The organism is Rhodopseudomonas sp. G2_2311 (genome assembly GCF_047501505.1).
Classification (GTDB): Bacteria; Pseudomonadota; Alphaproteobacteria; order Rhizobiales; family Xanthobacteraceae; genus Rhodopseudomonas; species Rhodopseudomonas palustris_H.
Map to the genome: position 1 here is coordinate 1 of NZ_JAZDRK010000022.1, position 12,704 is coordinate 12,704.

General features: G+C 65.1%; 8 protein-coding genes and 1 riboswitch. Of the genes, 4 read left to right on the forward strand and 4 right to left on the reverse strand.

The genetic code is table 11. The annotated features are described in order from the left end of the window. Nucleotides 1-826 precede the first annotated feature (826 nt). Together VRZ08_RS21420 and VRZ08_RS21425 are read left to right on the forward strand one after the other, a co-directional pair. Nucleotides 827-2,857, forward strand: a complete 2,031-nt coding sequence (locus VRZ08_RS21420; protein ID WP_107346000.1) for a M23 family metallopeptidase — start codon at nt 827-829, stop codon at nt 2,855-2,857. A 145-nt stretch (nt 2,858-3,002) separates the two neighbouring features. Beyond that, entirely contained in the window at nt 3,003-4,631 is a 1,629-nt protein-coding gene (locus VRZ08_RS21425) for a hypothetical protein (protein WP_414533831.1), read from the forward strand. A gap of 150 nt (nt 4,632-4,781) precedes the next feature. Here the strand turns inward: VRZ08_RS21425 and clpB are convergent, their stop codons facing one another. Further along, nucleotides 4,782-7,421, reverse strand: coding sequence for an ATP-dependent chaperone ClpB (clpB, locus tag VRZ08_RS21430; protein WP_414533832.1), 2,640 nt, complete (start codon nt 7,419-7,421; stop codon nt 4,782-4,784). 225 nt (nt 7,422-7,646) lie between these two features. Here clpB and VRZ08_RS21435 point away from each other — a divergent pair, with 225 nt between their 5' ends. Next, entirely contained in the window at nt 7,647-8,435 is a 789-nt protein-coding gene (locus tag VRZ08_RS21435) for an MOSC domain-containing protein (RefSeq protein ID WP_414533833.1), read from the forward strand. Between the two features lie 188 nt (nt 8,436-8,623). On the opposite strand, the gene VRZ08_RS21440 is transcribed toward VRZ08_RS21435, so the two are convergent. The 3 genes from VRZ08_RS21440 to metX form a co-directional block, all read right to left on the reverse strand. Continuing rightward, the gene (locus VRZ08_RS21440; protein WP_414533834.1) at nt 8,624-9,364 is read right to left on the reverse strand and encodes a TIGR02594 family protein; all 741 of its coding nucleotides are present in this window, start codon (nt 9,362-9,364) and stop codon (nt 8,624-8,626) included. A 222-nt stretch (nt 9,365-9,586) separates the two neighbouring features. Then, entirely contained in the window at nt 9,587-10,282 is a 696-nt protein-coding gene (gene metW / locus VRZ08_RS21445; RefSeq protein ID WP_414533835.1) for a methionine biosynthesis protein MetW, read from the reverse strand. 2 nt (nt 10,283-10,284) lie between these two features. Beyond that, the gene (gene metX, locus VRZ08_RS21450) at nt 10,285-11,487 is read right to left on the reverse strand and encodes a homoserine O-acetyltransferase MetX (RefSeq protein ID WP_107356956.1); all 1,203 of its coding nucleotides are present in this window, start codon (nt 11,485-11,487) and stop codon (nt 10,285-10,287) included. A gap of 104 nt (nt 11,488-11,591) precedes the next feature. Beyond that, nucleotides 11,592-11,671, reverse strand: a riboswitch (SAM riboswitch). A gap of 170 nt (nt 11,672-11,841) precedes the next feature. Here metX and VRZ08_RS21455 point away from each other — a divergent pair. Continuing rightward, nucleotides 11,842-12,687 (forward strand): chorismate mutase, encoded by an 846-nt coding sequence (locus VRZ08_RS21455; RefSeq protein WP_107356957.1) that lies wholly within the window; start codon nt 11,842-11,844, stop codon nt 12,685-12,687. The last annotated feature ends 17 nt before the right edge of the window (nt 12,688-12,704 follow it).

Genomic DNA, 12,704 nt, shown 5'->3' on the forward strand with positions numbered 1-12,704 from the left:
GTCTTTCGTCCGGTCCCAATCCCAGAAAGCCGAAGCTTCCTAAAACCGAGACCCGCAAGGACTTCGCCGTCCACGTTTCTCTTTCTTCTTCTTCACTTGTCAAACAGCCCGAGATCCAAAGATCTCAACAAAGCCTGAGGTCACAGAGACCTTCGAGACTTCAACTCCTACACTTAATAGGAGTTTGGAAATCCAAACCGACGGCGAATGGCAACCGACAACTATCGGCTGCTGTTGCACTCATCGAATTCGATGGATGTTCCAGAGGCACGGAAGCTCGCTGGGGCCCGGAGGGCTCAGCGGCGCCGCGCTCAGTGGCCGTCTTATAGGCCCGCCCCCTTGGAGCTGTCAACGGCCTCGTCAGAAAAATGTCGTGCAGGTTGGGATGATTCAATTTCTGTAGTTTTCCCAAGGCTTTCTCAGACCCAACGCCGCACTCAGGCCACATTCCGGAGGCGTTCTCCCCAGGCAGATCGAAAAAAACTGTTCGGCTCTCCGGGTCGGCGGACGGGGTCTTTGGGCCTCGGCGAGGCTCCTTCGGGTGAAGACAGCCGTCTCGGAGCCAGCAGACTGCGGCAATTGCCGCTTTCGATTGACGCAAATCGCCGGCGCCAGCACTTTGGCTGCCCGTGACAAGTGTCAGACCTGTGACTGTTGGCGTACGCCGTCAGAGGCGGACAAGCCGGCGGCAATCAGGTAGAAGGCTCCGGTCCGCGGGCGCGGAACGGAGACGTTTGATCGGCCGATGGCCTGATCGTTCAGACTAGCCGACCGGCCGCGAGCGCGGCCGATTGCGAAATCGGGGGACGACGGATTGAGCCAAAGGGTGTCACGCGGGCGCAGCACCGGGCGCGAGGTCGGCTATATCGACCTTGGTCACGAGCCGCCGCTTTCCGTCGACGGCTCCGAGGCCGCAGTCATCGATCGCCGACGCGTATCGGTGCAGTGGTTCAGCGGCACGATCCTCACCGGTCTCTGTGGTGCCGCGCTGATTGGTGGCGCGGTATTCGCCTCGCTCGACGGCGAGACCACCTTCGCCAAAGCTCCCGAACTGGTTCAGGCCGCCCTCCGCGGCGCGTTCGGAGCCGACAAGACCGCCGCCCTGCATAAGAGCGACCGCCTGCCGCCGCCGAGCGAAGCCGCTTTGGCGCGCAGCGTGATCCGAGTCTCCACGGTTTCGCGGGTCGGCCAGCGCGACGTCGTCCGGGTCCGCCCCTTCGTCAAGATTTCCGGCAACCTGTCGCTGACCACCAGCGATCTGTCCGCCAAGATTCCCGCCTTCAATGCCCAGCGCATGCTGAGCGACGTCGGCGCCCCGGCGCAGAGCGCCGAAGATGCGCAGAATCCCGACGCGGTCGAGCCCGACGCCGAAGTCTCCTTCGTCACCCGCGATCTCGGCACCGTACTGCCCCGCGCCAAGATTGCCGGCCAGATCGCACCCGATGAAATCCTGATGCGCGTGCGCGACGCCGCGAACTGGAAGGGCAACAGCGGCGTTCGCTACGCCAGCGCCGCCGGCGATTTCGGCGGCGACGTGAAGCTCGCTTACGCCCCCGAAGGTCCGTCCGCCGATCCTTACGCCGGCTTCGAAACCCGGATCATCCCGGAAAACGTGACGCTGCTGCCGAAGACCAAGGAGCAGGTCACCGGTGGCAATCCGACCGGCGAACGAACTCACATCGTCAAGAAGGGCGACAGCGTCGTCTCGGTGCTGCGCGATCAAGGTGCCGCCGAAGAAGATGCCCGTGCGGTCGCCGCTGCGCTTGGCGCGCGCGGTCGCGACGGCGGCCTGAAGGAAGGCCAGAAACTACGCATCCTGATGGAATCGTCAGGCCCCGGCAAAGCGCCCCAACCGTTCCGCGTGATCGTCGCAAACGACTCCGCGGTCGAAGCGGTCGCAGCGCTCTCCGATCTCGGCCGCTACGTCGCCGTCGACGTTCAGAGCCTCAACACCGTCAGCGACACCGCCGACAACAGCGATGAGGATGAGGACGACGGCACCGGCGTCCGGCTGTATCAGTCGATCTACGAGACCGCGCTCCGCAACAAGGTGCCGCAGTCGGTGATCGACGACATGATCCGGATCTACTCCTACGACGTCGATTTCCAGCGCAAAGTCCAGGCCGGCGACTCGTTCGAAGTGTTCTACGCGGGCGACGACGAAACCACTTCCACGGTCGAAAAGAACGACGTGCTGTTCGCCTCCCTCACCGTCGGCGGCGAAACCAAGAAATACTACCGCTTCCAAACTCCCGATGACGCCGCGGTCGATTTCTACGACGAGACCGGCAAGAGCGCGAAGAAGTTCCTGGTCCGCAAGCCGGTCAATCAGGCGATCATGCGCTCCGGCTTCGGCGCCCGCCGCCATCCGATCCTCGGCTACGTCAAGATGCACACCGGCGTCGATTGGTCGACTCCCTACGGCACGCCGATCTTTGCCTCGGGCAACGGCGTCGTCGAAAAGTCCGGCTGGGAAGGCGGTTACGGCAAGTACATCCGTATCAAGCACGCCAACGGCTACGAGACCGCCTACGGCCATATGTCGGCGTTCGCCAAGGGCATGGAGCCCGGCAAACGCGTGCGCCAGGGCCAGGTGATCGGCTTCGTCGGTTCGACCGGCCTGTCGACCGGCGCGCACGTCCACTACGAAATCATCGTCAACGGTCGCTTCGTCGATCCGATGCGTGTGCGCCTGCCGCGCGGCCGGTCGCTCGAAGGCCCGATGCTCGCCGGCTTCGAGAAAGAACGCGACCGGCTTGACGCGATGATGACCGGCCGCGGTGGCGGACGACTGGCGGAAGATCTCACCGCCTCGGCCCCGGTTCGCACCTCCTCCACCGCGCAAGCGCGGCGCTGATCCTCGCTTAGTTCGAAGCCTGTCCCGCCGCGCAGCATTCCGCGGCGAGGAATCTGCTGCAGCGCGGCTTCGATTCCATTTGCCAACTTCCTAGCCCCGCCGAATACTCTCGCCATAACAACGAGAAGATCTCGGAGGGAATGCAATGAAGGGCAAACTTGCGCGCGGCGCGAGCGCGTTGACGATCGGCCTGCTGATGCTGTCCGCCGCACACGCCGACAGCTATCAGGTGACCAAGCTGGTCCCGGGCTCGGCGTTTCACGGCGTGCACGGCCTTGCGGTCGACAAGGCCGGCAAACTGTTCGCCGGCAGCGTCGCCGGCGCGGCGCTGTATGAGGTCGATCGCGCCGCCGGCACGGCCAAGATCGCGGTGCCAACGCCGGAAGGCATGGCCGACGATATCGCGATCGCGCCGGACGGCACGATGGCGTGGACCGGCTTCCTCACCGGCGATCTCTATGCACGCAACGGCGACGGCCCGATCAAGAAGCTCGCCTCCGGCCTGCCCGGCATCAACTCGCTGGCCTTCCGCAAGGACGGGCGGCTTTATGCGACCCAGGTGTTTCTCGGCGACGCGCTGTACGAGATCGACGTCGAGGGCGCCAAGCCGCCACGCAAGATCATGGAGAAGATGGGCGGTCTGAACGGCTTCGAGTTCGGCCCCGACGACAAGCTGTACGGCCCGCTGTGGTTCAAGGGGCAGATCGTCAAGGTCGACGTCGACAAAGGCGAGCTCAGCGTCGTTGCCGACGGCTTCAAGGTGCCGGCAGCCGCGAATTTCGACTCCAAGGGCAATCTGTGGGCGCTCGATACGGCGCAGGGTCAGCTCGTCAAGATCGATCCGAAGACCGGCGCCAAACAGATGGTGGCGCAGCTCAAACCGTCGCTCGACAATCTCGCGATCGATGCCAATGACCGCATCTACGTCTCCAATATGGCCGACAACGGCATCCAGGAAGTCGATCCCGCAACCGGCGCGGCCAAGCAGGTGATCATCGGCAAGCTGGCATTTCCCGGCGGCATCGGCGTCGTGTCCGACGGCGGCAAGGACACCATCTATGTCGCCGACGTCTTCGCCTATCGCACCGTCGACGGCGCCAGCGGCGACGTGCGCGAAGTGGCGCGGATGCACGCTGACGGCACCACGCTCGAATATCCGATGAGCGCCACCGCCAAGGGCGACGAGGTGATCCTGTCGAGCTGGTTCACCGGCACGGTGCAGACGATCGACCGCAAGACCGGTCAGAGCCGCGACATGCTGCATGGCTTCAAGGCGCCTTACGACGCGATCCGGCTCGGCGACGGCAAGCTGCTGGTTGCCGAACTCGGCACCAAGTCGCTCGTCGAAGTCTCCGGCGAGCACGGCAAGGACCGCAAGGCGATCGCCACCGATCTGGCTGGTCCGGTCGGCCTGGTGCTCGGCAAGGACAACGCGGTGTATGTCAGCGAAGCGTTTGCCGGCCAGATCAGCAAGATCGACCCGGCGACCGGCGCCAAGACCGTCGTCGCCAAGGACCTGAAGATGCCCGAAGGCGTTGCGCTGGCGCCATCCGGCAAGCTGATCGTCGCCGAAGTCGGCGCCAAGCGTATCGTCGAAGTTGATCCGGCCAGCGGCAGCGTCACCGAAATCGCCGGCAATCTGCCGATCGGCCTCGTAGGCGCCCCCGGCCTGCCGCCAACCAACATGCCGACCGGCATCGGTGTCGGCGCCGGCGGCACGATCTACGTGTCGTCCGATATCGAGAACGCGATCTACAAGATCGAAAAGAAGTAGGCCGAAACGCGACGTGCTCCGCAGCGATCGCTTCGGAGCACATCGTCAACTTCTCATCCTGTCATTGCGAGGAGCGAAGCGACGAAGCAATCCAGGCTCGGTTCGCGGAGCCTCTGGATTGCTTCGCTGCGCTCGCAATGACGGCGCGCGTCAGTTCAGCATCCGCTTCGGCGGGCGTCCCGTGAACGGCTCGATGTCCGCGCTGTGCGGCGGCTTGCCGTTGAAGGTCAGGACACCGCCTTCGGCCGAGATCGCGACGTGGTCGCCGTCCTTGACGGTGCCTTCCAGGATCATCTCGGCGAGCGGGTCCTGGACGCTGCGCTGGATCACCCGCTTCAAGGGACGGGCGCCGTAAGCCGGATCCCAGCCCTTCTCGGCCAGCCAGTCGCGGGCCGCAGCATCGAGATCGAGCACGATCTTGCGGTCCTCGAGCAGCTTGGTGAGCCGCGCGAACTGGATGTCGACGATCCGGCCCATCTCGCTCTTCTGCAAGCGGTGAAACAGGATGATCTCGTCGACGCGGTTGAGGAATTCGGGGCGGAAGTGCGCGCGCACCATTCCCATCACCTGCTCGCGCACCGCGCCGGTGTCCTCGCCCTCCGCCTGGGCGACCAGATACTCCGAGCCGAGGTTCGAGGTCATCACGATCAGCGTGTTGCGGAAGTCCACGGTGCGGCCCTGACCATCGGTCAGGCGGCCGTCATCGAGCACCTGCAGCAGCACGTTGAACACGTCCGGATGCGCCTTTTCGATCTCGTCGAACAGGATCACCTGATACGGCCGGCGCCGCACCGCTTCGGTCAGCACGCCGCCTTCGTCATAGCCGACGTAGCCGGGAGGTGCGCCGATCAGCCGGGCCACGGAGTGCTTCTCCATGAACTCCGACATGTCGATGCGGACCATCGCGGTCTCATCGTCGAACAGATACTCGGCGAGCGCTTTGGTCAGCTCGGTCTTGCCGACGCCGGTCGGACCTAAGAACATGAACGAGCCCATCGGCCGGTTCGGGTCCTGCAGGCCGGCGCGCGCGCGGCGGACCGCGGTCGAGACCGCGTGCACGGCTTCGAACTGCCCGACCACGCGCTGGCCGAGCTGCTCTTCCATCCGCAGCAGCTTTTCCTTCTCGCCTTCGAGCATCTTGTCGACCGGCACGCCGGTCCAACGCGACACCACTTGGGCAATGTGGTTGGCGGTGACCGCCTCCTCCACCATCGCGCCGGCGTTCTCGTTGGTTTCGATCTCGGCGATCTTCTTCTCGAGCTCCGGAATCCGGCCATAGGCGAGCTCGCCTGCGCGCTGATACTCGCCGCGGCGCTGCGCATTGGCGAGTTCGATCCGCAGAGCGTCGAGTTCGCTCTTCAGCTTCTGGGCATCCGACAGCTTGTTCTTCTCGGCACTCCAGCGCTGGGTCAGCGCCGCCGACTTCTCTTCGAGATCGGCGAGCTCCTTCTCAAGCGTCACCAGGCGCGCCTTGGAGCCCGGATCGCTTTCCTTCTTCAGCGCCTCCTGCTCGATCTTGAGCCGCACGATTTCGCGGTCCATCGAGTCGAGCTCTTCGGGCTTGGAGTCGACCTGCATCTTCAGCCGCGCCGCGGCTTCATCCATCAGGTCGATCGCCTTGTCGGGCAGGAAGCGGTCGGTGATGTAGCGGTTCGACAGCGTGGCCGACGCCACGATCGCCGAGTCGGCGATGCGCACGCCGTGGTGCTGCTCGTACTTGTCCTTCAGGCCGCGCAGGATCGAGATGGTGTCCTCGACCGTCGGCTCGGTGACGAACACCGGCTGGAAGCGCCGCGCCAATGCAGCGTCCTTCTCGACGTGCTTACGATACTCGTCGAGCGTGGTGGCGCCGATGCAGTGCAATTCGCCGCGGGCAAGCGCGGGCTTGAGCAGGTTCGAGGCGTCCATCGCGCCGTCCGCCTTGCCGGCGCCGACCAGGGTGTGCATCTCGTCGATGAACAGGATAATGCCGCCCTCGGCCGCAGTGACCTCGGTGAGCACGGCCTTCAGCCGCTCCTCGAACTCGCCGCGATATTTCGCGCCGGCGATCAGCGCGCCCATGTCGAGCGCGAGCAGCTTCTTGTCCTTCAGGCTCTCGGGCACGTCGCCGTTGAGGATGCGCAGCGCCAGGCCCTCGACGATCGCGGTCTTACCGACGCCGGGTTCGCCGATCAGCACGGGATTGTTCTTGGTGCGCCGGGACAGAACCTGGATGGTGCGGCGGATCTCCTCGTCACGGCCGATCACCGGGTCGAGCTTGCCGTCGCGCGCCGCCTGGGTCAGGTCGCGGGCGTATTTCTTCAGCGCGTCATAGGCATTCTCGGCGGTCGCCGAATCCGCAGTGCGGCCTTTGCGCAGGGCATTAATGGCTGCGTTGAGGTTCTGCGGGGTGACGCCGCCCTTCGTGAGCAGCTGGCCGGCCTCGCTGTCCTTATCCAGCGACAGCGCCAGCAGCAGTCGCTCGACGGTAACGAAGCTGTCGCCCGCCTTTTCGGCGGCCTTCTCGGCAGCGTCGAACGCCCGGGCGGTCGCCGGGGCCAGATAGACCTGGCCGGCGCCCGAGCCGGACACCTTCGGCATCTTGCCGAGCGCCTCTTCGGTCGCCTTCAGGATCGCACGCGAATTGCCGCCGGCACGGTCGATCAGACCGCCCGCCAGCCCTTCGGAATCGTCGAGCAGCACTTTCAGAATGTGCAGCGGCGAGAACTGCTGATGGCCCTCTCGCATCGCCAGCGATTGCGCCGACTGGATGAAGCCGCGCACACGTTCGGTATATTTTTCTACGTTCATTGGTTCGGTCCCTCAGCCTGCCCTCGGCGCCTTCGAAAAGCACGCCCGACGGCATCTTCATTGGGGTTCCGCCGGCCGCGCTGACATTCCTCAGCCGGAGGCGGTCGTCACCGTGCGGACCGCATCGGCTTGACGGAAATGTGGGCATCTGTTCCGGCAAACGGAAGGCCCCGGCTCACATTTTCGTGGGCTGCCGAAGCCGGCGCGATCCCTTAAAGACCCGCCATGACAGACCCTGCACTCGCCTCCGTCGCCTCGATCTATCGCTATCCGGTCAAGGGCTTGTCGCCCGAGCCGTTACCCGCCGTCGCCCTGGATGTCGGCCAGACCTTGCCCGGCGACCGGGCGTTCGCGATCGAAAACGGGCCGATCGGGTTCGACCCGGCCAATCCCCGCTACTTCCCCAAGATCAGGTTTCTGATGCTGATGCGCAACGAGCGGCTCGCCGCCCTGCGCAGCCGCTACGATGCCGCGACCGGCGAGCTCAGCCTCTCCCGCGACGGCGCCGAACTGGCCCGCGGCGATCTTCGGACCGAACCCGGCCGCGCCGCGATCGAACGGTTCTTCGCCGGCTATTGCGCCGACGAGCTGCGCGGACCGCCCAAGCTGTTGGCCGGCCAAGGCCACAGCTTCTCGGACGTCGCCCGCAAGGTGGTGTCGATCATCAACCTGGCCAGCGTCGCGGCGCTGGAAGCCATGATCGGCCGCGCTGTCGATCCGCTGCGCTTCCGCGCCAACCTCTATGTCCAGGGCTGGCCGGCCTGGCATGAATTCGACCTGATGGACCAGACGCTGCTGATCGGCAACGCCAAGCTCAAGGTGGTCAAACGCATCGTCCGCTGCGCCGCCACCAATGTCGATCCGCAGACCGCCGCCCGCGACATGTCGATTCCCGAGACCCTGCAGCAGAACCTCGGCCACGCCGATTGCGGGGTTTATGCCGAAGTGATCGAAGCCGGCGACCTCGCGCAGGGCGATGCGGTGCAGGTCGAGCAGCCGGCGCTGTTCGCGTAGCGTGCTTGCAAGATCGCGCTCAACACCCCTGAGGTCATCGCCGGGCTCGACCCGGCGATCCATCTTCTTCGAAGAGGCGCGCTCCGCGCGCGATGGATCCGCGGGCCTTCGCCGCGCCGAAGCGGCTTCGGCCGCGCAGGCGGGTCAAGCCCGCGGATGACGTTGTGCCTTGAGGGAAGCGCCTCGTATCAGCTCGACGGCATCACGTAAGCGTAGATGCGGCTCTTCGAATACACCGACTCGGCGACGCGGTGGCTGTGATTGCCGGACACCACGATCGGGTTGCCGTTCGCATCGATGCCGCTGACGACGCCGACGTGGCCGCCGCGCTTGCCGCGCGACATCACCGCGATCGCGCCGACCTGCGGACCGGAGATGCGCTGGCCGTAGCGCGCGAACGAGCTCGCCATGTCCGAACCGGTGCCCTGATGGCCGGTGCGCTCAAGCACCATGTTCATGAACCGCGCGCACCACAGCGCACGACGGCCGGTCGGATTGCCGCTGCCGATGTAGCTGCGCGCAGCTTCCACCAGGCTCGAGCCGGTACCGCCGCCATTCCACGACTGCGTTTGGAAGTCTTGGGCGGCGAGGCGCTGACGACGACTGGTGCGCTTCTGCGTCGCGGGCTGCAGCTGCGGCTGCGCCATCGCGGCCGAGACATCCATGGCCGGATCGTTAGCGGGGAAACCGAAAGCCGACGGCGCGACCTCCGCCTGCTGCTTCGCGATGCGGCCGTGACGGCGCCACGCGTGCGAGCGACGATGATGGTGCGCGTGACGAGACGCGGAGTGATGCGAATAGCTGGACGCGTGAGCGTGGTGACGATGCAGCGGCTTGGCCGATGCGGGAGCGGCGATCGCCGCGAGCGCCACGAACGACAGGGCGGCAGCGACGAAGCGGAACAATCCAAACGCAGAAAACACAACCATACAGTCTCTCTCTCCCGGAACTCCTCGAGACGCGCCGACCCGCACGGGCCAACATCGGGGTCGACGCGTTAATCGATCAGGGATGGCGAGAGGATGGCTTTGAGAAAGCGAGAGTCAGATTTTAGGGGAAATTTCGAGGAAATTTCATGATACGCAACATTTTTACACGTATCGCGTGCGGTGAACTGATCACCGCACGTATTAACGACTTATTAAGTACGACTAAGGTGCCACGTAGTCGGCGGCCTGCAGCGGCGGTTTTTTCTGCGCGCGGCTGAGCAAAAACACCCCCTGCTCACCAAACATATTCCAGAACCACCACGGCGCATTCAGCCGCAGCGGCCGACCGTAGCGGTCGAGCGCCACCGCGCGCTCCATCTTGACGCCGATCTGATCGCACAGCCCGATGAAGTCTTTGATCGTGCAGAAGTGAATGTTCGGCGTGTCGTACCAGGTCGCCGGCAGGTTCTCGGTGCGCGGCATCTGACCGTGGATCAGCAGCTGCAGCCGCATGTTGATGTAGCCGAAGTTCGGAAACGACACGATCGCGCGGCGGCCGATCCGCAGCAGATTCTCCAGCACCTCTTTCGGCTGCCGCGTCGCCTGCAGCGTCTGCGACAGGATCACGTAGTCGAACGCATCGTCGACGTAGTGATCGAGGTCGGTGTCGGCGTCGCCCTGCACCACCGCAAGGCCGCGCGCGACGCAGCGATTGACGCCCTCGCGCGACAGCTCGATGCCGCGGCAATCGACGCCGCGAGACTCGAGGAGCTGCATCAGATCGCCTTCGCCGCAGCCGACGTCGAGCACCTTCGAGCCGGTCTCGACCATATCGGCGACCAGCAGATGGTCGGCGCGATGCACGCGCAGTTGCGGACGCGCGTGATCTTCCAGCGGCAAGCCTTCCTGCACCGACATGATCAGTGCTCCGCCTTACCGAGGCCGCGCGCAGTGCCGGCCGATTGCAGGAAAGCGCGCGCGATATCGATGAATTCCGGCTCGTCGAGCAGGAACGCGTCGTGTCCCTTGTCGGTGACGATCTCGGCGAACGAAACCCGTGCGCCGCCGGCATTCAGGGCATGCACGATGGCGCGCGATTCCGAGGTCGGAAACAGCCAGTCCGACGTGAACGACACCACGCAGAACCGCGTCTGCGTGCCGCGGAACGCGGCAGCCAGTACGCCGTCATGGTCGGCCGCGATATCGAAGTAATCCATCGCACGGGTCAGATACAGATACGAGTTGGCGTCGAACCGCTCGACGAAGGACGAGCCTTGATAGCGCAAGTAACTCTCGACCTGGAAATCGGCGTCGAACGAGAACGTCGGCAGGTCGCGATCCTGCATCTTGCGGCCGAACTTGCGATGCAGCGCCGCGTCCGACAAGTAGGTGATGTGCGCGGCCATCCGCGCGACCGCGAGTCCGCGATGCGGGAAGCAGCCGTGCTCGAAGTAGCGGCCGTGCTGCCAATCCGGATCGGCCATCACCGCCTGGCGGCCGAGTTCGTGGAAGGCGATGTTCTGCGCCGAGTGCCGGGTCGCGCAGGCGATCGCCAGCGCCGAGAACACCCGCTCCGGGAACGCCACCGACCATTGCAGCACCTGCATGCCGCCCATCGAGCCGCCGACGACGCAGAACAGTTTGTCGATGCCGAGCCGGTCGATCAGCATCGCCTGGGCACGCACCATGTCGGGGATGGTGATGACCGGGAAATCCAGCCCCCAGGGCTTGCCGGTGGCGGGGTTGGTGGAGGCGGGGCCGGTGGAGCCCATGCAGCCGCCGATCACGTTCGAGCAGATCACGAAAAAGCGGTCGGTATCGATCGGCTTGCCGGGGCCGACCAGGGTCAGCCAGCCGCCGGGTTTGCCGGTAATCGGATGCACGTTGGCGATGTGCTGATCCATCGTCAGGGCGTGGCAGACCAGGATGGCGTTGCTCTTGTCGGCGTTCAGCGTGCCGTAGGTCTGGTAGGCGATCTGGAATGGGCTGAGCTCGATGCCGCAATCCAGCGGCAGCGGCTGGTCGGCCCCGAACTGCGCGATGAGCGAATGCGGGTGGTCGACCTCCTGGGTCCGCTCGCCGGCGGCGATCTTCTGCCCCTTCACCGAATGGATATTCATCATACGCCTGCCAACGGCCTCGACATCCCGGGGACGCCCCGGTTCGACCTCAGATAAGAACGGCAGGGCGAATAAAAAACCCGGCCTGAACATTGGTTCGGCCGGGATCGGAACTGTCCCCGGCCTGTTTAGCGAGTTGTTTAACGTGGCTGCAAGCCGGCCGGCTCAAATGACCACGAGTTCTGGCCCGGACGATAATTGCAAAGCCGAAAGCCGTCAACACGACGGCCGCGCAGCCTGGCCCGGAAAGGGTCAATGTTTCCTTTGCCTTCGCTGCCCCCGTTTCTTAAGCAGAAGGACGCACCGCGGCACCGCCGCGACTGCCGATCCCCGTTTCTGTCCGAGGTTCTAAAAGCAATGACCAAGCCGCCCTCGCCGCCGTCGCTCGCCGACCTGCGCCAGGAGATCGACAGCATCGACGAGCAGGTGCACCAGCTGCTGATGCAGCGCGGCGAGATCATCGATCGGCTGATCGCGGTGAAGCAGACCCAGGAGGTCGGCTCGGCATTCCGCCCGGCGCGCGAGGCCGACATGATGCGGCGCCTGGTGCAGCGGCACCACGGCATCCTGCCGCTCGACACTGTCGAGAGCATCTGGCGGGTCATCATCGCGACTTTTACCTATGTGCAGGCGCCGTTTGCGGTGCACGCCGACCAGTCACTCGGCGAGTCGGCGATGCGGGATTCCGCCCGCTTCCATTTCGGCTTCACGGTGCCTTACGTGGCGCACTTCTCGGCTTCGGCGGCGGTCGAGGCGGTGGCGAAGTCCAAGGGCGACCTGGCGTTGGTGTCGGCGACCTCGGGCAACAATCCGTGGTGGCTGGCGCTGGAAGCCGACGGCGCGCCGAAGATCATCGCCCGGCTGCCGTTCATCGAGCGCGCCGACCACCCGGCCGCACTGCCGGTCTTCGTGGTGTCCCGGGTCGCCGACAGCGCCATGGTCACCGAGGTCGAGACCTGGAGCATCCGAGTGTCGGGCTGGAGTGCCGATACCGCCCGGGCACTGTCACCGCTGGCCGACGTCGTGGCGGTCCCGGACACCGCTTTTGACGGCGCCGCCCTGCTGGTGTCGATCCCGGCGCCTGGCGGCCTCGATCAGATCAAGGCTGCCCTGATCGCAGCGGGGGCCTCCCTCCGTTCGTCGGCCCTCGTCGGCAGCCACGCAAGGCGCTATACGGTGCCCCCGAGCGGCAAGTCCGCGTAATTACCGGCTCTCAGCCG